This window comes from Nitrospira sp. (genome assembly GCA_015709715.1).
In the GTDB taxonomy this organism is placed as follows: Bacteria; Nitrospirota; Nitrospiria; order Nitrospirales; family Nitrospiraceae; genus Nitrospira_A.
The window spans coordinates 1,334,514-1,356,843 of record CP054184.1; the positions used below are offsets into that span (position 1 = coordinate 1,334,514).

The following is a 22,330-nucleotide window of genomic DNA, read 5'->3' on the forward strand; positions in this document are numbered from 1 at the left end:
GGCTGCCTGCTGCTGCAGGTTCTAAACGATTCATGGACATGTCATGATTTTAAGAGATAAGGTTCCCAAAACCCGCGATCATACCTCGGCCAGGCATGACACCCGAAAGGGAGGCGCTGTTGATTCAACGTGAAACAGGCCCGTGGCGCAACCTCGAAAGCGAACCTCAGCCCCACGTCGAAAGGCGCGACCCTGAAGTCCGGGTAGTACCGCACGGCCTCGTCAGCCCAGAAATGGTCCTCATTCCTGGTTCCGTCCGGACGAAGATGCCATTGCCGCACCTCTCGCGAAACTCCATTGAAGTGCTTGATGTGCTTGAACCACTTCCTCGGGAGATGCCACCATTGCGCGTATACGGGCTTTCCCGCCGTGATTCGTTGCCAATAGATCTCGGGGTCGATCCAGTACCGATCGGAGGATAACACCTTGAGAAAACTCGACACCTTCCTGAGCGAGAACCCGCCGTTTCCGACACGCTGAGTGCCCACCCAAGGACTGTCGTCACACTGCATCCAGGGAGCGCCGATGTAATCGAGGTCGGTTGCACACCACTCCGCCAGTTGATCTGAGAAGACCAAAGCATCGAGCTGATAGATCAACAGGTACCGGTATGCCCGGAAGGTTTCATAGAACATCGGCGAGAGCATCAGTTTGGCATTGGCGATGGCGCTCCCGAAATACGTATCGGCAAATCGCTGGATGTGGAAACCAGGCCGCGCGATCCTCAGACTCTGGGGAACCACAAGGAACTTGTCGTACGCTCCAAGAAAATGCTCCACGTGACGGAAAGAAATCTCCTCGTCCGCCGTGAACTCGGCCCGGCTATAGCCCGGAACCACGACCGCCACGGAAGGTCGGCCCTGAAGAGATTCGGTTTTCATGCGTTCCACCTTCAAGCCCTTACCGCCGACTTCTTGAACCAAAAGGTGCGTCTGGGAGCGCCGGAAGCAAGCAACTCCGGAACAGTCACAAATCGATATCGCCCACTCAACCGGTCTAACACGGTCTCCAATGCCTGGAGCATCGCACGGCGATCGGGCCAGGCCCGATGCTCTGGATCGGTCTCATGCGCAGCCACGCCCTTGTCAAACAAGGTGTCATGCAACAACACGATGGCTCCCGGCTCGACCATTTCCAACAGATAGCGACTCAGCACGGCGGGGTCCGACTCGTGCCAATCTCCGCTGTTCACGCTCCACCCAACGACTTCATAGCCCATCAACCCCGCCTCTATGCGAGCGAGTACCGTCTGCTCGCCGTAAGGAGGCCGAAAGAGCCTGGTCTGCATGGGCCGAAGCGCATGCGCAGCATCCCGCAGTTGCCGACGCCGCTCTCGACTCGAGAGCCCGGGCAAGGCCCGATGATCCCATGAGTGACTACCAATCGCATGACCGGCAGCCACGATCCGGTGGACTAGATCGGGATGGGACGCCGCGGCCTGCCCGACCAAAAAAAACGTCCCTCGTGCCTTGTACTTTTCGAGGAGGGCCAGGACCAAGGGCGTCTGCTCAGGATCAGGGCCATCATCGAACGTGAGGGCAGCAACGGATTCATGGGTCACCACGTGGGTGACGCTCCCCAATACTTTCCTCACGGCTGCGGAGATCACCGTTCGGGGATTCATGCGACCTGCCTTCCTCTACTCAGCCATGACGGGAGGCGCCCCGAAGCGAATGCTCCCCTTGAGCAAGCCCATCAGCCGCCCCACCCGCCACGCCAGCAAGGTCTTCCCCTCGGCGGTGCGCATCAATTCCGGGATTCGTCTCATGACGCATCGCCAAGACTGTAGGTAAGCGCGCCACCGCCACAATTCCCACGCCGGCGGAGCACCGTACTTTTTGTACAAATACACTTCATATTCTGCATACCGAGATGCTTGGGTATACACTCCGCCTGAAGTAGCTCGCAGACGACAATGGAGCACGGCACTGGGCACGAACTCCAACGGCTTCGCCTGTTGCTGAAGCCGCATACAGTAATCGATGTCTTCGCACACGAGGATGGACTCGTCAAATCCCCCGATCGCATGATGGAGTGACCGTTTGACCCCGAGCGTTCCCGCGCCGGCGTGCGGGAATGGCAAGAAGCTGAACCGCTGCAGTCCGTCAACTTGTGTCCGGTCCCTGGCAGCTCGAGCCGAGAGAGAATTGAGCCTCTCAAAATCGAGGCGGGATGCGACGAAATCATGATCTCGCAAGGCGGATTCCATCGCCACAGCCCACCCCTGGGCCGGAAGGTCATCGGCATCACAAAAAAGAAGGCTTTCCCCGGCGGCGGCATAAGCACCGACGTTTCTCGCATGGGAAGCACCACGACGCGCCGCCGCTTGAACGACTTTCAAACAAGGGATGCGCCCTCGGTAACGCTCAATTCGTTTGAGCGTCTCATCGGTCGACCCATTGTCGGCCAGGATGATTTCCCATTCGCCGGGCCAGACCTGCTCGCACAGCGCCTGCAAGAGATCCTCGATCGTCTGCGCAGCATTCAAACAGGGGACGATCACGCTCAGTTTCATACGAGGCCTGCTTCCAACACGTTCCGCCTGTCGCGAATCAGCGAGCACTCTTGGAGACGGCTTGCTCCGTTTCTCTGATATCCGGCGGCAAGAGCGCCAGCCGACAGGCCTGAGCGAAACGCCCGCGTCGCACCCAGCGGCTGGGGTCGTACAATAGCGCGCTCAACGCCACCACCTTGGCCATCCGTGGTGAGCCACCCCGAAGGCTCACAGCCGTCGCGATCAACAAATCTCCCAAGAGCCGCCGCATACGAAATCCCAGCGCCCACGTTTTTCCAGAGAGTTCTCGTGCAATCTCTCTCCAGAACATCCTGACAGCGGCGACTGGATGGGGAGATGCAGCCGCGAGCGCCCCAGACACCCGATTCAACCATTCGATGACAGCCGGCTCTTCCAGCAGCCACGGAGCCTCCCGGAGAGATCGGAGCAGATGGTCATGGGTGGGTTTCAATCCTCCACCGGACCACCATCGCTGATGGGCGATGCTGGCACAGACCGCAGCACGCGCCTTTCGCCTTACCCGATTCGCCTCGGCCGTATCGGGGAGTTTTTTAAGAGCCTTCTCGACAATCGCCGGCAACTGCTGCTCATTGGTGCCATCGGCAATCGTGCTGTACCATAAACCTTGCTGGGAATACCTTCCTCGAGCCACCGGTCCCCCTGACAGGAACATCCAAGGAGTCAGCGCGGCAATTCGGAGCGCCATGTCATAGTGCTCCATGCCGGCCTTTGTCTCATCAAAAAAACCCGCGCGCTCAAATAGGTCCCGTCGAACCAACCAAGTGGGCGGATGCAGGAAATCATCCGTTCTCGTCACGAATTCTTCGAACACCTGCCCGGAAGGTCCCCACTCGGGCCACAATAGCAGCGGAACCTCGCCACCCGTTACGACACTTTGCCCATATACCACACCGATTTCAGGGTGCGCTTCCAAGATTGGCACCTGTATCATCAACTTGTGCGTGAGGAACTCATCATCGTCGTCCAGCAACGCCACATATTTTCCCCGCGCGCGCCTGATCCCGGCGTTGCGGGCGCCCGAGGCTCCGCTGTTTTTTGCCAGGCGGATGTACTGCACCTGAGGAAACTCCGCTACCACGAGCGCCGTGTCATCTGGAGAGCAGTCGTCCACGACGATGATTTCCACATCGAACCACTCGCCGGCCTTTTCCTGCGCCAATGCCGAGCGAATGGCGTTCCTGAGGAGCGATGCGCGCTTGTACGTAGGTATGACGATGCTTACCAGCGGGCGGGCCGGAATGGCGTCGGCCATCGCCCCATCGGGTTCGACCTCTGTCACTCGCTCACGCATACCATGCTCCACGCAGTACCCTCCTCTCAATCCCGCCAATACCCAAGCGGTCGGTTTTCATTGTTTGCGGAAGAAGGCTGAGACACCGTCGGCAGGGAATCACTCCCCAGTTGAATCCACCCTGGGCGGTAGGACGCTTGCAGCACGGCCGTCAACGCTCGTTGGACGGCAAGGCCATCATAAAAAGAGGCATCCACGTGAGGGTTAAGTTTGCCTCGGATACAGGCATCCACGAAGCTGTGCATCATGACGGGAAGGCAATGCGGTTTGCCGTCCGATGCAGGGTCCGGCAACGACAAGTTTTTCCACTCTGTCTGACCGGGAGTCGACACTTTCAGCGTATCCACCGATCCTCTACTCAGTGAGGCCCTCAGTGCACCCTCCCGTCCAATCACTTCGATAAACGCTTTGTCTCCGAGAGTGGGTGTGGCGCGGCTGGCAAACCATTGCCCACGCAGAGCGTTCTCGCAGATGAACCACCCACCGGCGATATCATCTGTCTCAACATCTGTGAGTCGTCCTGTCAGGCGGTCGACTCCCTCACGCGGGATCAAGGTCGTGAACCCCGTCACCGCTTCAATGGGGTCCAACACGAAATTAACTAAGTCGAACAAGTGAGATCCGACGTCGTAAAGCACTCCGGCTCCCGCCCAACTCAGCTTCTCTCGAAAACCGATCAGAGAATCCGGATGAAGACCTTGCCACGAATCGAACTCGATGCGCACGTAATGCGGCTGCCCAACATCACCCTGGCGGAGTCGACGTCGCAGCTCTTGAACGCCGTAGAGATAGCGGAATGTAAACGCAACCTGGTGGACCCTCTCAGTCGCCTCGGCCGCACGAACCATATCGAGGGCTTCCCCGACACTGATGCCCAGCGGCTTTTCACACAGCACATGTTTTCCGGCAGCGAGCGCAGCCTTCGCTTGACGTGCATGAAACACGTTGGGAGTCGCGATAGTCACGGCATCGATATCGGCTCGCGCGCACAACATCTCATAATCTGTGGTGGTCTCAGGCACGTTCAGTCGGCCGGCCATGGCCTGCGTGCGGTCATGATCGCGCCCGCAGAGCATCACCACCTCTGCTTGCGGATGAGATTGCAAGCCGGGGACGTGACAGGTTTCGGCAAACGCTCCGGTTCCGATCACGCCGATACGTAGTTTCTTCATGTAGGACGACGGATGCGATTCGACCCTTGCGTATGCCAGCCGGCCCGCCATGGAGCGATGCCCCTGCACGGACAGGCCTATCTCTCATCACTGACGGGAGCTGTCGAATGTGGAACGCCTTGGAGGATCGCACGTGATCCCGTGAGGGGAAAATAAGGAATACCCTGAGAAGTCGCTCAATCACACCTGAGGAAGTCGGGAGGGGCAGAGGATGGGGGCGAAACGGATAAACATCACAACAGCATGTAATAACTCATGAATCTGTCCGCACGAGTCCGGTTCTGATCGCCAGGCGAACCAGGCCCGGGACGTCGTGGATCTCCAGTCGCTCCATCAACTGTGCCCGGTGGGTCTCAACCGTCTTGACGCTCAGGTCGAGGCGTTGCGCAATCTGCTTAGTTGACCAGCCCTCCGCGATGAGTTGGAGTATCTCGCGCTGGCGCCCAGTCAGACGACCCAGGGGCCCGAGTTGTGAATCGTCCTGCCGGCGATACGCATCCAAGGTAAATTTGACGACAGAGGGGGTCAAATAGGTCTCGCCTCGGCAGACTGTCTTGATGGCCAGTTCAAGTTCGGCACGATCGGCATCTTTAAGCAGGTACCCTGCGGCGCCGGCACGAAGCGCTTCTTTGAGATATTCTTCGTTCGTGTACATCGACAGCATCAGCACCCGCGTTTGCGGGCACTCCTGCCGCATCCGGATCGTGGCCTCAAGCCCGTTCATCTCCGGCATGGCGATATCCATCAGCACCACCTCCGGTTCGCGTTCCTTTGCGATTCTCAAGGCGTCACGCCCATTGCTGACTTCATCGATCACCTGGATACCGTCCAACTTTTCCAACAAGGCGCGGAACCCGGCCCGTACCAGGGTATGATCGTCCGCCAGCAGCACCCTCACTTTTTTCATGTTGGAGCATTCTCCCCGAGCCGTGGTTCTGGTTTGGTCGGGAACAGGGCTCGGATTTCAGTCCCCTCACCTGGTGTGGAGTGGACTGCAAACTCCCCTCCGGCAAGACGGACCCGTTCTTCCATACCGGATAACCCGATGCTGGTTCCCGCATGCGCCCTATTGCGAATGTCTTGTAGGTCGAACCCAATTCCTCCGTCACGTATCACCAGCACCACCTCACGGGTCCCGAATTCCAGGCGCACCTCTACCCATTCGGCCCGGGAATGACGAGCCACATTGGTCAGTGCCTCTTGAGCCAATCGAAAGCAAGCGATTTCGATCTCAGGGGAGGGCCTGGTCACCGCACCCTCGGCGCTGAATCGCAGTTCCCAACCGGCCCGCTCGGCCTGTCTTCCGGCGTACCACCGGAGTGCGGGAACCAGCCCCAACTCATCCAATAAGGACGGCCGCAGATCCAAGGCCAGGCTTCGAACCCTTTGCAGCACTTGGGCAAGGATTTCCAGGCTGTCCGCAATTTGTTCCTCAACGTGCTCACAATTCGGTAGGGTACGCAGTTCGCGCAAATTCAACTTCATGGCCGTTAGCGCCTGACCGATTTCATCGTGTAGATCTCTGGCGATCGCGCGCCGTTCTGACTCTTGAATTTCCATCAACCGACGGGAGAGGACACGCAACCGTTCATTCGCCTCACTGAGCGCAGCGGTCCGTTCGTCCACGCGACGTTCGAGTTCCTCATGCGCCACCTTCAGCGCCTCCTGCGCCCGTTTCTGTTCCGTAATGTCCGTATTTAGTTCCAAGCTGCCGGTGGGTCGCCCCTGCGAATCCCGAAGCAAGGTCCAGCGGCTTGACACCGTAATCGTCCGGCCATCGCGCGTGGTATGGATGAGTTCCCCGGTCCAGAACCCGCCCTCGAGAAACAGCTGTTTGATCTCCTCCAACGGGCGCGGAAATCGAGTCCGCAGAAAGTGATGGATATAGGCCCCCAGCGCCGCCTCCGCTGTCCATCCATAGAGCCGGACGGCTCCATCGTTCCAATAGGTAATGGTATCGCGATCCAGATCCCGCACGAGAATCGCATCGTTGGCCAAGTGAAGAAGTTCGGCTTGGTGCCGTAGCAATTCTTCCGCACCCACCTGTTTGTCTTTGTCCCGCACGACGAGGCAATAGCCGATCACATTTCCCGATGTATCCGGCACCGGACACACCGTGAGGAGCACGGGACGTCGATGACCATCACGGTGTACGTAGATCCACTCTTCCTGAGAGACCTGACCGATCCTCGCTCTTGCCACAATGGCGTCAAACCGATCCGCAATCAGGGCCTCGGCCTGAAGAACGCCCGCGTCCATACGCCCCGCCAATTCGGCAGGATCATGAAACAAGGTAGGCGTCAGTTGACCGATCACGGCATCCGCCGCGATGTCCAACAATCTCTCGGCGGCGGGATTGAGACTTGTGATCACACCATCCGGCGCGGTCGTAATCACGGCTGGTTGGGTATCTTCGACACCGCTCAGCTCGACCACTTCAGCCTCCGCTCGCAACTCTACTTTCCGGCCCGTTCTTACCCAGAGTGGCAGGATAATTGGATGATACTACAGCCATCTCAACGAAGCGATGAGACGACCAGGAGTGGCGATGGCCGGAGAGAGCCCTTGTGTGCTTTAGACGAGACATCGGCTGCCGTAGGTGCTACTCCGCCTGTTGCAGGCGACTCGATTGCCGGCCGACCAGCCAGACGCCGGCCAATATCAACACGATACCGGCGATTTCCCGCAGGCCGATCGCCTCGCCGAGCACGAGGGCCGACAGCAGCAGCGCTGAGACTGGAATGAGGTTCACGAAAATGCCCGCTCGAGAGGGGCCGACCCCCTTCACCCCATACAACCAGGCCTGCTGGCCCAGCGCCGTCGCAAACACGATCAGGTAGAGCAGGGCCAGCCAACCGGAGAGCGGCACGGAGTCGGCTCCGCTGACCGACAGTTTCTGATCCGTCCATAACAGCGGAATCTGCAAGAGGAGAGACACCAGCAGGGTCGTCCAGTTCACCGTCAGCGGAGAAAGCCGCTCCATGACTTCGCGCCCGCCGATGGAATAGAGGGCCCAGCTGACCAGTCCCAGCAGCACCAGCGTGCCACCGAGCCAGGGATTGGCTCCGGCCGGAAGGTTTCCCCCCAGACCGGAGACCAGGGCAACACCGGCAAAAGACACCGTACAGCCGGCCGCTACGGTCCTGAAGGGGATGTCGCGCACCAACAGCGAGGAAAGTAGGGCCGTGATCGCCGGACTCGCGCCGATAATGACACCGGCCGTCGAGGCGCCGATATATCGCAGACCGAACAACGTGCAGAGGTGGTTGCCCAGCACGCCCAGGCCCAGAAGGGACAAGAGTTTCACATCACGAACAGTCAGTCGGGCGCGATGCCCCTCGGTCAGCCACCAGAGGGGAATCAAAATCGCCAAGGCACCCGCGCCCCGCAGCACGGAGGTCTCCACCGCCGAAAAGGCCCCCAGCGCCATTTTCTGGCCCACGATGGAACCGCCCCAGACTAAGGCCGATGTAGTGAGCGCGGCATAGGCGGCAGCCGCCGTCGGCTTCTCCATGGACTCGATCCTTCGTCGATCGTTCCGCAAAGGACTTGCCGCGACCGTCACGGCGCCGCCTGAGGCGGCGGTTTCGGCGTGATGACCCAGAGGCCATCCCGAATCGTCGCCATCACGGCGGTAACCCCTGCATCCTCTCTGACAACACGATTCAATTCCTGGATCGCGGCGGTTCGGTCGTCGGGCGGCGGATCGAGCAACACGTCCCCTCCCCACAAGACATTGTCGATGAGAATGAGGCCACGCGGCGACAGCAGTTCCCTCGCAAGGCGGTAATAGTTCACATAGTTCACCTTATCCGCGTCGATAAAGATCAGGTCACACGGCCCGTCCAACGCTGCCATGGTCTCAAGGGCCGGCCCCATACGCACCTCGATCTTCTGTCCGTGGGGCGATTGCGCAAAGTAGCGCCGCGCGACCGCCGCCGCTTCCTGATCGATCTCGCACGTCACCACGCGCCCATCGTCGGCCAATGCCTCGGCGAAACACAGGGCGCTGTAGCCGGTGAACATTCCGATCTCCAACACCCGTCTCGCCTGTACCACGCGCGTCATCATATGGAGAAAGGCCCCTTCCAGCGGCCCTACGAGCATGCGGGCATACTCCATAGTACGCTCGGTCTCTTCGCGCAGGGCCCGGCGCGCCGGGGATTCCGGCAAGGAATGGGCGGCAGCATAAGCGTCGATCTTCTCGGCAATGAGATCAGTCATCGGTTTCACTCGGCGTGAGAGTTGTGCGACAATCCGCAAGACCGCGCGATCATACCATGGACACATCAGCAGAAGGAGCAAGAAGGTGCAGACACTGGCGGCGCTGGAACCACTGACGACCCGATTGTTGGAAATCCGACGCATTCAAAGCGCCGCGTCCGTACTGTCGTGGGACCAGGAAACCTATATGCCCGCAGGAGGGGGAGCCGCTCGTGCCGAGCAGATCGCGGTGCTGGAAGGCCTTGCCCATCGCCAGCTCGTGTCACCGGACACCCACGCCTTGCTCGCGCAATGGGTCGATCCCGCCACCGGCGAGGCCGGTGATACGTGGGATGAGCCCTCCCGCGCCCTGTTGCGTGAGGCCTGGCGCGATGTCAGTCGGGCGAGGAAACTCCCGTCCGAGTTCGTCATGAGATTGAGCCGAGCCTCGTCTCTCGCCCAACAGGCCTGGATCACAGCCCGCGCGGAGAATCGCTTCGCGCACTTTCTCCCTCATCTCATCTCCCTTGTCGGCCTCAAACGGGAAGAAGCGGAGTATCTGGGGTACCGCGCGTCGCCCTACGACGCCCTGCTCGACCTCTACGAGCCCGGCGCCACCATCGCGCAGATCACGCCTCTGTTTGCGCAACTGCGGGCCAAGCTCGTTCCGCTCCTCCAGCGCATCCAAGGCAGCGGGGTCACGATCGACGAGGGCTGTCTGCACCAAAGCTTCGACCCGGCACGGCAATTGGAATTCGGTCGGCTGGTGCTGGTGGCCATGGGGTACGATTTCGAGCGCGGCCGCCTCGATCAGTCGGCGCACCCCTTCACGACGTCACTCCACCCAACCGATGTGCGCGTCACGACACGGGTCTTCGAGAAGGATCTCCCCTCCTGCCTGTTCAGCTGCATTCACGAGGGGGGGCATGGTTTGTACGACCAAGGGCTGGATCCGCGCTATTACGGGACACCGCTGGGTGAATCGGTGTCGTTGGGATTTCACGAGAGCCAGTCGCGCCTGTGGGAAAATTGCGTCGGCCGCTCACGCCCGTTCTGGCGTTGCTTCTATCCCCTGCTTCAACAGACGTTTCCTCAGCAGCTCTCGAATGTCTCTCCGGATCGGTTTTACGCGGCGATCAATCGTGTCACGCCGTCGTTGATCCGCGTTGAAGCCGATGAACTGACCTACAACCTGCACATTATGCTACGGGTGGAGATCGAGCAACCCTTGATCGAAGGGAAGGTGCAGGCCGAAGACTTGCCGGAACTGTGGCGGGAGAAAATGCGAGACTACCTGGGCGTGGTGCCGGAACGCGACGCCGAGGGGGTCCTGCAGGACGTCCACTGGTCGATGGGGGCCTTCGGCTATTTTCCGACCTATACGTTGGGCAATCTCTACTCGGTACAATTTTACGAACAGGCCAAACAGGAGATCCCTCAACTGGAGGAGGACGTGGCGGCCGGCCATCTCCTCCCGCTCCGCCGGTGGCTCGAACAGAAAATTCACCGCTGGGGACGGATGTTCACGCCGGACCACCTCGCACGACGGGTGACTGGCAGCAGCGTGACGCCGGAACCGTTCCTGCGCTACCTGGAAACCAAATACGGCGAGATCTATCGCCTCTGAACCGCCCCTCCCCTCGGGAGGTTTCCCTTCTTCGGCCTTCCGGCTCTCGATGGCCCAGCCCAGCAACTAGGGCCACACCAGGTCTTTTCAGCTCTATGGCCGCGAGCAGCACTCGTGATACTTCTCACTAGGGAACGTCTGATTAATTCGCGTTTCCACGAAGCAATCTGTTTCTCGGTGGATCAAGACGGGCCATCAGCTGGGAACCCGCTGGTCCGAGAGCGCCTTTCTCGGATTCCTCCGCCGTCAGGCGGCCCGCGCCCCGTTCGCACCCCCGTCCGCTAGGCTGCCGCCAGCAAGTGCCGGCGTGCTACATACAGATTCGCCAAGCCGCAACTGATAGACAACCAGTGCGCATTCTTCGCGAGCCCCCGGTACCGCACTTTGGCCCACCCGAAGATCCGCTTGATCACCAAGAACACATGCTCGACTTTGGCACGAACCTTCGACTTCGTCCGATTGCGGGCCCGCTCCGTCTCGCTCAAGGGCCGATGGCGATGGGCTTTCGTCTGGACGAAGCTCTTGGCATGGGGAGCATGGTGCTGAATCATGTCGCGTTGCCCGCTATAGGCGGCATCGCCCCATACTCGTGTCTCCTGTCCATGCAGCAACTCCGGCAACACCTGGCTGTCATGGACATTCGCCGCCGTGGCCGCCACTGAGTGAACCAGCTTCGTCCGGCTGTCCACTCCAATATGCGCCTTCATGCCGAAATACCACTGGTTCCCCTTCTTGGTCTGATGCATCTCCGGATCTCGCTCTTTCTGGCGATTCTTCGTCGAACTGGGCGCATTGATGATCGTGGCATCCACGATCGTGCCCCGGCTGACCTTCAGCCCGTGGGCAGCCAGATACGCGCCGATCCGCGCAAAGAGCTGTGCGCCCAAGTGGTGGGCTTCCAGCAGATGCCGAAACTTACAGATGGTGGTTTCATCCGGTACGGGCTCGCGGCCCAGATCAATCCCCACGAACTGCCGCATGGCGTGTGAGTCGTACAGCGCTTCCTCCACCGCCGGGTCCGACAGGTTAAACCACTGTTGCAGACAATGGAGGCGCAACATGCGTTCGACACCCACGGGCGGACGCCCTGGGCCCTCGGCCTTGGGGTAGACCGGCTCGATCGCCGCTACCAATTCCGCCCATGGAACAACCTGGTTCATCTCGTTGAGAAACTGCTCCCGGCGGGTGGGCTTGCGATACTGTTCAAACGAGACTTCGGCAAACGTCTGTTGCTGCATGGGGCACGCCTCCAGTTCAGTGCTGCGCTACCCTTAGCACATCATGCAAAGAGAATAAATCAGACCTTCCCTAGGATGAAAATAGGAGTTTCGTCGTAGTTTCTTATCCGGGAATGAGAGCTGGAGGCGCACCGACGGGGGAACGTGCCAAACAAGCGTCGCATGCGCCACGCGGCATGAGGAGATGTGCGAATATGGATGCATTCTCGGAGAGTGCTCCCGAACAAGCCGACCTGCGGATCCTGTTGGTGGACGATCATGCCCTGCTCCGCCGAGGGCTGCAGGAGTTCCTGCGAGAGTTCTTGGTCGAACAGGGGTTGACGCCCTTCATCGCAGAAACCAGCACGGCCCACGACGCTCTTGACCTGGTGCGCCAAGCCCCATGGGAACTCGTCGTCCTTGACCTGAACCTTCCCGATATGCCCGGACTGGAAATCGTGCGCATCATCAAATCGGTCCAACCAACCCTACCCGTGCTGGTCTTGAGCATTTATGCGGAAGAACATTACGCCGCCCGAGCCATGCGAGCCGGGGCGCTGGGGTACCTCACAAAGGATACGGGGCCCGATCAGCTACGCGCAGCGGTCGCGCGCATCCTGAAAGGAGAACCTCAGAGCGCTCCCCAACCGATGACCTACCCCGCCCGTCAGGCCCCGGCCCGAACCTCGGTCTGTACGCTCACACTTCCGACGGCGCTTTCGGATCGGGAATTGGAGATCCTGCAGTGGATCGCCCAGGGGCAACGCCTCACCCACATCGCAGACCAGCTCAACCTGAGTATCAAGACCGTCAGCACGTATCGCACCAGATTACTGACCAAATTAGGGATGAGAACCACCGCGGACTTGATACGGTATGCGCTCGATCAGCACCTGGTATGACACACCAACCCCTGGAGAGGCACGGCACCGCCGATTCCACACCATTGCTCGACAGCCCGACCAAGAGCCGCCCGTCGGAGAATCATGGCTAACGTCTTAGTCATCAATGCCGACTCGAATTTGAAGCGACTCGTAAAACTCGCCTTACCCGGCATAGAACACTTTATTCGACACAGCACCTCCTTGCAGACGGCACAGCCCCACGCTCAGGCCTCTCCGCCGGAACTCGTCATCGCCCGCTACCAGGCTTCCGATGATCAGGGACCGGAAGGGCTGGAAGATCTGCGCCACAGTTTCCCGACTGCGCGCATAATCATCACCGCGGCATTGCACGACCCGACGCTGGAAGGGGAAAAATTCCAGCGCGTCGTGCGCGACCTGCGCATTGAGTATTGCTTGATAGAACCCCTGAAAACCGGATCGATCGTACAAACGATACAAGCGGCGCTCGCCCTCCCGCGGCGCTCCTGACACCACTGCTTCCGCCAACATGGTCGAACCATCGGGCCGACAGCACCTCCGGCAGCGCTCCTGCTTCCACCAGGACACAAGCACGATATAATACGTCCTCGCCGAATTATGCCATGTCACGGCTTCCAATGGTGCAGACCTTGAGTCCCATCCTCACAGCCTTACAGCTGCCGGCCTCACTTTGCCGACAATGGCGCCAGGGGCTGCCTATCATCTTGACGGTGGGGACGGCGATGCTTGAGCGGGTGGTCGTGCCCGAATGGTGGTCCCCTACTTTCTACCTGATTCCGCTCGGGCTCAGTTTCCGGAATCGGGACCGGCGGATCGCCCTGGCCTGCGCCACACTGGTATCCGGAACTCCCTTGCTCGACTTCTGGGGTTCTGCAGCCGAGCAGGACACAACCCTCAACACTCACCATGCCGGAGTTGTCCTTGCCGCATGGGTCCTCGCGCTGGGTACGCCCTCTCGTCGGCGGGACCGGCCACCTCACCCCATCGAGCCACGGCTCGACGAATCGGGAACAGACTGCCCCGCTACGGATGTTGAATCTCCGCGAGGCCGACAGCTCGAACAGGAATTGCAACTTGCAAGGGAGCGGCTCCGCGCCCTCTCTCATCAGCTCATCGACATACAGGAGGCCGAACGCCGGGAGTTGGCGCACAACCTCCACGACGAGTTCGGACAGATCTTAACCGCCCTTAAAATGGATTTGAACGGGATCCGGAAAAAACTGGCCGGGGCCCCAACGGACCCCCTCTCTCCCGCATTGGCGCCGAGAGTCCATTCCGCCATACGCCTGACGGAGCAAGCCATCGACACCTGCCGCAAGACCGCCATGGGCCTGCGTCCCAGTCTGTTGGACGACTTGGGCTTGGTCGCTGCCATTCGATGGCTTGCCTATGATCTGGAAGAGCGTAGCGAGATCGTGTGCGAAGTCGAAGCCGAACCGGAATCTGAGACCTGGCTGTTCGATGAACGGATTGCCATCGGACTGTACCGCATTGTGCAAGAACTCCTCACCAACGTGGCCCGTCATGCCCACGCCTCCCATGTGCGCGTGAAGATTGTGCGCAGTCAAGACGCGGTCACCTTGCGAGTGGAAGACAATGGGGTCGGCATCCCCGATGATTCGGTGCAAAAGGGACGCGGCTTCGGGCTCCGTGGCCTCCAGGAGCGCACCGCCCTGCTCAACGGCTCGCTGATCGTTCGAGCCGAAGCCGGCGGCGGAACGCTCGCCATGGTCCGCATCCCCCTGCCCGCGACGGCTCAGACCGCGCCCTGTACCACGGGCACGAACCGAAAGCTGAGTGTATGAACATTCTGTTGGTAGACGACCATGCCGTGGTCCGCAAAGGACTTCGGCAGGTCTTGGCCGAGGAGCTGTCGGGCCCGTCCTTCGGTGAAGTCGGGTCGGCGGCCGGCCTTCAGCAAGCCCTGCACGGTCGCACGTGGGACCTGGTGATCCTCGATCTAAACCTGCCGGACCGACATGGCCTCGAAGTTCTGAAGGACCTCAAGACTCGACACCCGGCGCTTCCCGTCCTGGTCTTCAGTCTCTACCCCGAGGCCCATTACGCCACCCGTGCCATCAAGGCCGGTGCTGCCGGCTACCTCTCGAAAGACAGTGCCCCGGAAGACTTGGCCGCCGCCGTCGAAAAGGTGCTGTCCGGAGGGAAATTCGTGACTTCTGCGCTTGGCGAGCAGTTGGCACACGAGCTGGGCCGTCCAGCCTCGACCGCTTCCTTTAAGCCGTCGGATCGAGAATTGCAGATCCTTCGCCTGATTGCCGAAGGGCATACGCTGGCCGAGATTGCCGACCGGCTGGCCCTCAGCGCCAAGACGGTCAGCACCTACCGGAGCCGACTCCTCGACAAACTGCGGTTGCGCACCACGGCCGACTTGATCCGATATGCCATCGAGAGCCGCCTCATCGGGTGATTCGCATCCGGACCGAAGGATTCATCATTCAGGTCGTTTCTGTACGAATAAGGATGACGCCAGAACGCGCTTTTCCCCGATAGGACCAACCCACGCCAATTGATATAACGATAGGCTGAATCAAGACCGGCAGATCCCACATCGTGATCTGCCACAGTGATCATTCTTTCATCACCTTAACCACGAATGCCTATGTCCAAGCCTCCTCGTCGACTCAAATCAGCACCTCGAAAGGTGCTCGCGGCTCCCCTGGTGCCCACGCAGCGGCCGATCGAGCTGACCAAACGCGAACAAACCATTCTCAACCACGTCTGGCTGGGGGCGCAGAACCAAACCATCGCCGGCGAGTTGCATATCAGCGTGCGCACGGTGGAAGCACACCGGGCCATGATCATGCGGAAATTCGGCGTGACGAACGTCGCGCAGCTGCTCCGATCGGCCTTACTGGGAGGGTTCCTGCAATTGCGCTAGCGTGCGGCGAGCCGGCCGATCGGGGCCATCTCAATAGCCCATCGCTCGATTGAGCTTCGTGAGGACAGGCGCGGGCAGGGTGAACTCCGCCGCGACCTCGATTCTGGCCGGCACCAGCAAGGTCGTGTGAAACACGATGTCGCGGATAGGGATCTTCAATTCCGGCTGTTGCGGCGTACTGAGTTCGACCGATTCGACGGACTGCGTGATGGTTGTCACGTCCTGCGGTCCGTAGGTCGTCACGACTGCCTGCACGAGATCTCGCACCTTTTCGTTGGTCTCATTCCCGTCAATCGCCCTTGTCAAGAGCGGTAAGACCTCTTCGCGAGCCTGATCGGACAACGTAAAGTTCTCAATCCGCTCTCGGCGGCGGAGCGACGTGAGATCGTTATCGAGATCCTTGCTGAACGTGCCGTAGGCGAAACGGAAAAATTCGAAGTGAAACCCCTTCAGCCCCTTCCCGAACAGTTGGAGTTCGCACAGGAAGCAGAGCTGTTGCAGCTTGACATCGCTCAAGAGTCCGAACGGCTCGGTAAGCGACAGCACATAGAGCAGCAGCGCACGATCCACAGCGATTTCATGAGGCTTCCGCACAACGTTTCCTCCGCGCCCCGACGCAAACCGTTGGACTATAGCCAGGCCCCTTTCCATTCGTCAATCGACCACCGGATGTTTTTGACCAGACTGCCCTCTTGACCCTCGACAGCGCTTTCGTTTTTAATGTCGGCTTCTTCGGCATATCGAACGTCATGAATAAAGCGACGAAAGAAATGGAGGTGCTTCGGCAGCACCTGGCGAAGCATCAGCTCAAGTTGACGCGCCAGCGTGAGCTCATTCTCACGGCGTTTCTCCGGCAAGAACACGTCACGGCGGAGGCCATGTACCATCAGTTGGCCAAAAAAGATCCCCACCTCGGGCTCGCCACGATTTACCGCACGTTGAACTTGTTTTGCGACGCCGGCATCGCTCAGGCCCGCCATTTCGGTTCGCAGACGCAGTACGACAATATCTCCCATAAGGGGCATCACGACCATCTGATCTGTACCGGTTGCGGCACCATCGTGGAGTTTGAGAACTGCGAGATCGAGCGATTGCAGGAGGAGGTCGCTACGAAAAACGGCTTCGTCATCCAGACCCATCGCCTCGAGCTGTACGGCCTCTGCTCGCGTTGCCGCCATTGACGGGCCGCGCCCGTTCCAGTTATCATTCATCAATCTTGAGACGGCTTATCAATTTCAACGAGGACGCCGTGCCGGCCGTCCTTTAACCTGGAGGCACGCCGCATGGCTTCATGTCCCCGCATCGCCCTCGCTTCGCTCCTGTCATTCGGCATCCTGCTCGCCTCATTCTTCCCGATCCCATCCGTGGGCGCGGCCGAGAAGCTGGTGGTCTATTCCGGGCGGGCTGAACGGCTGATCAAGCCCGTGCTGGACGAATTCCAGGCCAAGAGCGGCATCCAGGTGGAATTGCTGTCATCGGGAACGACTGAACTGGTCAATCGGCTCCAGGCTGAAGGCGACAATACGCCGGCCGATGTCTTCCTCACGAACGATGCAGGCAGCCTGGAACATGCGCGGGAACTCAAATTGCTCCGGCCGATGAACATGCGGGAAGTCGAACGCGCCATCCCTCCTCAGTTCCGAGCTCCGGACAACAGTTGGATCGGCCTCTCGGGACGATTTTGGGTCGTGGTCTACAACACGAATCTCGTCAAGCCATCGCAGGTGACTTCACTCCTCGATTTGGCCCAGCCTCAGTGGAAGGACAAGATTGCCATCCCGAATTCCGGCAGTGAATATCTGCAGGCGGGGGTCTCCGTCATCAAGGCCACATTCGGCGACGAACGAACCAAACAGTTCCTTCAGGGCCTCAAGACGAACGCCGGTGGACAGGTCTACCAGAAGAGTTCGCAGATCGTCGACGCGGTGGCCAAGGGCCAAGTGGCGATGGGCATTGTGAACCACTACTATATCTACCGGCACCTCACGACGCAGCCTGGCGCCCCGATCGCCGCGCTCATGACGGACCAGCAGGAAGGCGGGATGGGTGCCATCATGAATGTGGCGGGAATCGGCGTGACCCGCGCGTCAAAGCGTGTCGACGGCGCCAAACTCCTCATTGAGTTCTTGGTCGCCCAGGCCGGACAAAAACTGTTCGCCGACCTCGACAAGGAATACCCACTGCACCCGGAGGTGAAAGCCGATCCCGCGCTGGTTGACCGACACAGCTTCCGCGCAGCCATGGTACCCCTCGCCCGGCTGGCCGAACTGCGGGAGCCCACCCTTACCCTGATCGAACAAGTCGGCCTCCGCTGACCGATCGTGTTGGCACCATGGCGGCCACCAGGCTTCAGATCCCAGCGCCGTTGCAGTGGGTCACCGTGCTCACCGCCGCATTCCTGGTGCTGCCTACGTTCTACATCGTTTACGTCGCACTGACGGCGGCACCGACGGTATGGAGCAGACTCTGGTCCACTCGCATCCCTGAACTCCTTTGGAACACGCTGTCGCTCGCCTCCGCGGTGGCGGCTCTCACGTTTATCCTGGGCGTATCCCTGGCTTGGATCATGGTCCGTTGCGAGTTCCCTGGCCGAGCCTTTTGGGAATGGGCCCTCGTGCTCCCGCTCGCCATGCCGACCTATGTGTTGGCCTATGTCTATGCGCACCTCCTGGGCATGGGAGGGCCGGCGGAACAATGGTGGCAAACCCTCTTGGGACCGGACGCCCGGCTCCTGTCGCCACAAAGTTTCACCGGGGTGACCCTCATCATGACGCTGGATACCTTTCCCTTCGTGTACCTCCTAGCGAGAGGCGCCCTGCTGAACCTCAACGTCTCCTTCGAGGAAGTGGCCCGTGCGTGCGGCGTGTCTCCCTGGGTGACGCTGCGCCGGGTGACGCTGCCGCTGATCCGTCCGGCCATCGCAGCAGGGCTGGCGCTCGTCATTCTGTATGTCATCTCGGATTTCGGCGCCGTCTCGCTGCTTCGATATCAAACCTTGACCTATGCCGTCTATCAACAAATGACCGGCCGTTATGACCACACCGCCGCCAGCATTCTCAGCTTGCTGCTCCTTGTGATGGCCATCCTGTTCCTCGTTACCGAGCGATGGTTCCGCCGACGAAGCCGCTTCTACCAAACCTCCGGTCGATTTCGGAACCCGACCCGGAGCCGCGGAGGGTTCCTCCGAACGACCGCGATCGTCGCCTATGTCACCCTGGTCTTCGGCGCCTCCTTCGGAGTTCCGGCTTACATGCTGATCCAGTGGAGCATCACGGCAATTGCTCAAGGGGCTCTCGACGCGCGCTTCATGGGATTCATCTGGAACAGCAGTCTTCTCTCGGCATTGGCCGCGGCAGGCGCCGTCGTGATCGGGCTCCCCCTGGCCTACCTGGCCAGCCGGCGCCCTTCCCCGCTGAATATCGCGTGCCTGCAAGCCGCCTATGCGGGATATGCCCTTCCAGGACCCGTTGCTGCACTGGCGGTCTTGATCCTCTTCACACACTTTGTCCCGGCCCTCTATGGATCGGTGGTCGTCCTGCTCGTCGCCTACGTCCTACACTTCCTTCCCGTCGGCCTGCAATCCATGGAGCCGGCCCTGCAACAGGTGACGCCCAACGTGGAGGAAGTCGCGCGCACGCTGGGGTGCACAACACGCCGAACCATCCGGCGAGTCACCCTTCCTCTCGTGCAAAACGGATTTATCGCCGCCTGGGTGCTGATGTTCTTGCAAACGATGAAGGAACTGCCCGCAACCCTGCTGTTACGGCCGGTTGGATTTGATACACTGGCAATTCGTGTCTGGCTTGAAGCCAGCGAGGAATACTATCAATTGGCCGCCCCGTCCGCCCTGTTGATCGTACTCCTGAGTTTGCCGGCACTGATGCTGCTGGTTTCCCGGGATTGGCGAGGACAACGACGGGAGAGCGCCACGTGACCCCTGTGCACGAATTGCAACCGAACAGGCCTCAATCGGCGATCATCTCCGCGCCTGCAGATGGTATGAACTCGGAACCGGGCCGATCACCCGTCCTGGAGCTGCGCGACGTTGCCTGCGCCTACGAACCGGGTAAGCCTGCGGTCGAACATATCTCCTTCTCGGCTGAGCAAGGGGAAATTGTCTGCCTTTTAGGCCCTTCCGGCTGTGGGAAAACGACCATTCTGCGCGCCATCGCCGGATTTGAACCGATCATGGCCGGCAACATTATACTCTCCGGACGGATCGTCTCCACGCGAGAGTCCCTGCTTCCTACCGAGCAGCGGCAGATCGGCATGGTGTTCCAAGAGTACGCACTGTTTCCGCACCTACGCGTCGACAAGAATATCGCGTTCGGTCTGAGCCACTTGCCACGAGACCAACAACAGGCGATCGTGCAGGAGCTGCTTCAATTGGTTGGGTTGCGCGGACTGGAGCACCGATACCCACATGAACTGTCGGGCGGCCAACAGCAACGGGTCGCGTTGGCTCGGGCACTGGCTCCACGCCCTGTCCTCTTGCTGCTCGACGAACCCTTCAGCAATCTGGACCCCGACATGGCTGGGCGCATGCGCCGGGATCTCCACGAGCTGCTCCGCACTACCAAGACAACGGCTGTTCTGGTGACCCACGACCATGAAGAAGCCTTTGCCATGGCCAATCGCGTGGCGGTGCTCAATCGCGGAAAGTTGGAACAGTTCGATACGCCTGAGGCGGTGTACCACACGCCGACCAGCGCGTTCGTCGCCGATTTTGTCGGCCAAGCCGACTTTATTCCCGGCCTCGTGCGGCAGGAGGCAGTTGAAACCGAGATCGGCGAATTCCCCAATACTCAGCACCTGCCGACCGGCACCAAGGTGGTGGTGATGATTCGTCCGGATGACCTGCACATCGTTCCGACCAAGGGCGCCGATGCCCATATCCTGTCTCGGCAGTTCAAAGGGTCGGAGAACCTCTACACCATTCAGCTCCGCTCAGGGCAGATCGTCCACAGCAGCGAATCCTCCTTGAGCGTGTTTCAAGTCGGTACTGCAGTCGCGTTGCGCATGGTCGCCACCCATACGGTGCTCTTCGTACAGGATCCGTAAGCCGACGAGCAGCCGTTGTTTTCAGGAGGCGTGGCGTACAGAACAGGCGGTTGGGTTGGCCCGACGAATCGACAGGAGGCTCAACAGTGGAGCGGTGGAGGAGCGAGGTATGGATGTACTAAAAAATGCAGTTGAATATGGAATCATCGGCCTGCTGATCTCACTCAGCATCTGGTCGGTGGCGGTGGCGATCGAACGATGGCTTTATTACCGTCGTGTCGACTTGTCTCAATTCACAGATGTGCAGACCTTTGAGATGGCTCTAACCAAGCGGTTGGTGATCATCGGCACCGTGGCGGCCAATGCTCCCTATATCGGCTTGCTGGGAACCGTCCTCGGGATTATGATGACCTTTCATACGATGGGCACATCAGGCACCATGGCCGTCAACACGATCATGATCGGCCTGAGTCTCGCGCTGAAGGCAACGGCGGTCGGTCTTTTGGTGGCCATCCCCTGCGTGGTGATGAACAACGTGCTGCGCCGCCGCGTGGCGGAACTGCTCACGACGTACAGGACGCGACATGGAGCGTGAAGTCAACCAAATCAACGTGATCCCGCTGGTGGACGTCATGCTGGTCCTGCTCGTCATCGTCCTCACGACCGCCACGTTCATCAGCACCGGCCAAATCCCGGTGAATTTGGCCAAGGCCAAGGAAGCGGGCGACCACAAGGACGTTCCCATCGTGGTCACGCTGACCTCGAACGGGGACCTGTTTCTAAATGATAAACCTGTCCCTGCCGAGGGGCTGAAGCCGCTTCTCCTTCCACATCCACGGGAATCGCCGGTCGTCGTCCGAGCGGACAAAGTTACTTTGCTGGAGCGGTTCGTCTCGATCGTGGATGAAATCCGAGGGCTCGGTTTTCAATCGGTCAGCTTGGAGGTCGTACGATCGTGATCGCCCGCCAGGGCACCCTCTTCTCCCCTGGCACCCGTTTTCAGGTGAGCGGGTGGATCGCCTCGCTCTGCCTCCACAGCGCAGTGCTGTTTCTCGCGGGCCTCCTTGCAGCCAGGATGAGCCTGGCCCCACCGGCATCGGATTTTCGCTGGGACGTGTCAGTCCGGGAAGCGCAGAGCCGGCCCTTACCATCCCCCCAACCTTCATCTGCAGTCCCATCTACAGTTCATTCACGAGCAGCTGTTCCGCCTGCCCACAGGGAAAAGACTCCTGTTGCTCCAGCCACTCCTGCCCCGTCTCCGCCTCAGGCAGCAACGCTGACGCCTGAGGCGGCACCGGTGGATTTCCGTGCAATCGTGCCCAGCCTGCAAGACCCGGAGCCTGAAGCCTCCCGGCAGTTGGCCGAACCGCTCACCCCTCTGCCGCCGACCGAGATCTCAACGCAGACAACGGAACCAGACGTCAGGCTCCTCTTGGAGCAGGCTCCCACAACACTGCCTGTCGAGCAAGCGCCTCCCCTCTCCGAATCGATTCAGACAGA

General features: G+C 60.1%; 23 protein-coding genes. 12 read left to right on the forward strand and 11 right to left on the reverse strand.

What is annotated here, in order from left to right; genetic code table 11:
- Nucleotides 1–41: 41 nt before the first annotated feature.
- The 9 genes from HRU82_06345 to HRU82_06385 all read right to left on the reverse strand — a co-directional run bounded on the left by HRU82_06345 (nt 42) and on the right by HRU82_06385 (nt 9,289).
- Nucleotides 42–881 (reverse strand): hypothetical protein, encoded by an 840-nt coding sequence (locus tag HRU82_06345; protein QOJ34589.1) that lies wholly within the window; start codon nt 879–881, stop codon nt 42–44.
- An 11-nt stretch (nt 882–892) separates the two neighbouring features.
- Complete coding sequence (locus HRU82_06350) at nt 893–1,624, reverse strand: polysaccharide deacetylase family protein (GenBank protein ID QOJ34590.1); 732 nt, start codon at nt 1,622–1,624, stop codon at nt 893–895.
- Between the two features lie 15 nt (nt 1,625–1,639).
- Entirely contained in the window at nt 1,640–2,515 is an 876-nt protein-coding gene (locus HRU82_06355) for a glycosyltransferase family 2 protein (GenBank protein QOJ34591.1), read from the reverse strand.
- A 37-nt stretch (nt 2,516–2,552) separates the two neighbouring features.
- Nucleotides 2,553–3,827, reverse strand: coding sequence for a glycosyltransferase family 2 protein (locus tag HRU82_06360; GenBank protein QOJ34592.1), 1,275 nt, complete (start codon nt 3,825–3,827; stop codon nt 2,553–2,555).
- Between the two features lie 26 nt (nt 3,828–3,853).
- A complete protein-coding gene (locus HRU82_06365) occupies nt 3,854–4,999 on the reverse strand; it encodes a Gfo/Idh/MocA family oxidoreductase (GenBank protein QOJ34593.1) in 1,146 nt (381 codons plus the stop codon).
- Between the two features lie 253 nt (nt 5,000–5,252).
- Complete coding sequence (locus HRU82_06370; protein ID QOJ34594.1) at nt 5,253–5,906, reverse strand: response regulator transcription factor; 654 nt, start codon at nt 5,904–5,906, stop codon at nt 5,253–5,255.
- Nucleotides 5,903–7,435 (reverse strand): PAS domain-containing protein, encoded by a 1,533-nt coding sequence (locus HRU82_06375; protein QOJ34595.1) that lies wholly within the window; start codon nt 7,433–7,435, stop codon nt 5,903–5,905. Before HRU82_06375 ends, HRU82_06370 begins: the two co-directional genes overlap by 4 nt.
- A 166-nt stretch (nt 7,436–7,601) precedes the next feature.
- On the reverse strand, nt 7,602–8,513 hold the full coding sequence (locus tag HRU82_06380; GenBank protein QOJ34596.1) for a DMT family transporter: 912 nt from the start codon (nt 8,511–8,513) through the stop codon (nt 7,602–7,604).
- 47 nt (nt 8,514–8,560) lie between these two features.
- The gene (locus HRU82_06385) at nt 8,561–9,289 is read right to left on the reverse strand and encodes a class I SAM-dependent methyltransferase (GenBank protein ID QOJ34597.1); all 729 of its coding nucleotides are present in this window, start codon (nt 9,287–9,289) and stop codon (nt 8,561–8,563) included.
- Here HRU82_06385 and HRU82_06390 point away from each other — a divergent pair.
- A complete protein-coding gene (locus tag HRU82_06390) occupies nt 9,210–10,829 on the forward strand; it encodes a carboxypeptidase M32 (protein ID QOJ34598.1) in 1,620 nt (539 codons plus the stop codon). The two genes, HRU82_06385 and HRU82_06390, sit on opposite strands and share 80 nt — an antisense overlap.
- Before the next feature lie 281 nt (nt 10,830–11,110).
- Here HRU82_06390 and HRU82_06395 read toward each other — a convergent pair whose 3' ends face one another.
- Nucleotides 11,111–12,067 carry an IS5 family transposase gene (locus HRU82_06395; GenBank protein QOJ34599.1) on the reverse strand — a complete coding sequence of 319 codons (957 nt, stop codon included), beginning with the start codon at nt 12,065–12,067 and terminating at the stop codon, nt 11,111–11,113.
- 194 nt (nt 12,068–12,261) lie between these two features.
- Between HRU82_06395 and HRU82_06400 the strand changes: the two genes are divergently transcribed.
- The 5 genes from HRU82_06400 (at nt 12,262) to HRU82_06420 (ending at nt 15,829) form a co-directional block, all read left to right on the forward strand.
- Nucleotides 12,262–12,948 (forward strand): response regulator transcription factor, encoded by a 687-nt coding sequence (locus HRU82_06400; protein QOJ34600.1) that lies wholly within the window; start codon nt 12,262–12,264, stop codon nt 12,946–12,948.
- Nucleotides 12,949–13,032: 84 nt separating this feature from the next.
- Nucleotides 13,033–13,419 (forward strand): response regulator transcription factor, encoded by a 387-nt coding sequence (locus tag HRU82_06405; protein ID QOJ34601.1) that lies wholly within the window; start codon nt 13,033–13,035, stop codon nt 13,417–13,419.
- A 113-nt stretch (nt 13,420–13,532) separates the two neighbouring features.
- Nucleotides 13,533–14,735 carry a sensor histidine kinase gene (locus HRU82_06410; protein ID QOJ34602.1) on the forward strand — a complete coding sequence of 401 codons (1,203 nt, stop codon included), beginning with the start codon at nt 13,533–13,535 and terminating at the stop codon, nt 14,733–14,735.
- Nucleotides 14,732–15,358 (forward strand): response regulator transcription factor, encoded by a 627-nt coding sequence (locus tag HRU82_06415; GenBank protein QOJ34603.1) that lies wholly within the window; start codon nt 14,732–14,734, stop codon nt 15,356–15,358. Before HRU82_06410 ends, HRU82_06415 begins: the two co-directional genes overlap by 4 nt.
- 186 nt (nt 15,359–15,544) lie before the next feature.
- On the forward strand, nt 15,545–15,829 hold the full coding sequence (locus tag HRU82_06420) for a hypothetical protein (protein ID QOJ34604.1): 285 nt from the start codon (nt 15,545–15,547) through the stop codon (nt 15,827–15,829).
- 30 nt (nt 15,830–15,859) lie between these two features.
- On the opposite strand, the gene HRU82_06425 is transcribed toward HRU82_06420, so the two are convergent.
- On the reverse strand, nt 15,860–16,423 hold the full coding sequence (locus HRU82_06425) for a hypothetical protein (GenBank protein QOJ34605.1): 564 nt from the start codon (nt 16,421–16,423) through the stop codon (nt 15,860–15,862).
- Nucleotides 16,424–16,578: 155 nt separating this feature from the next.
- Here HRU82_06425 and HRU82_06430 point away from each other — a divergent pair, with 155 nt between their 5' ends.
- The 6 genes from HRU82_06430 to HRU82_06455 all read left to right on the forward strand — a co-directional run bounded on the left by HRU82_06430 (nt 16,579) and on the right by HRU82_06455 (nt 21,789).
- Nucleotides 16,579–17,010, forward strand: a complete 432-nt coding sequence (locus HRU82_06430; GenBank protein ID QOJ34606.1) for a transcriptional repressor — start codon at nt 16,579–16,581, stop codon at nt 17,008–17,010.
- Nucleotides 17,011–17,184: 174 nt separating this feature from the next.
- Nucleotides 17,185–18,144, forward strand: a complete 960-nt coding sequence (locus HRU82_06435; GenBank protein ID QOJ37131.1) for an extracellular solute-binding protein — start codon at nt 17,185–17,187, stop codon at nt 18,142–18,144.
- A gap of 17 nt (nt 18,145–18,161) precedes the next feature.
- The gene (locus HRU82_06440) at nt 18,162–19,763 is read left to right on the forward strand and encodes an iron ABC transporter permease (GenBank protein ID QOJ34607.1); all 1,602 of its coding nucleotides are present in this window, start codon (nt 18,162–18,164) and stop codon (nt 19,761–19,763) included.
- 65 nt (nt 19,764–19,828) lie between these two features.
- Nucleotides 19,829–20,890, forward strand: a complete 1,062-nt coding sequence (locus HRU82_06445; GenBank protein QOJ34608.1) for an ABC transporter ATP-binding protein — start codon at nt 19,829–19,831, stop codon at nt 20,888–20,890.
- 109 nt (nt 20,891–20,999) lie between these two features.
- Nucleotides 21,000–21,425, forward strand: coding sequence for a TonB-system energizer ExbB (exbB, locus tag HRU82_06450; GenBank protein QOJ34609.1), 426 nt, complete (start codon nt 21,000–21,002; stop codon nt 21,423–21,425).
- Nucleotides 21,415–21,789, forward strand: coding sequence for a biopolymer transporter ExbD (locus tag HRU82_06455; GenBank protein QOJ34610.1), 375 nt, complete (start codon nt 21,415–21,417; stop codon nt 21,787–21,789). The genes exbB and HRU82_06455 overlap by 11 nt, the downstream gene beginning before the upstream one ends.
- Nucleotides 21,790–22,330: the final 541 nt, after the last annotated feature.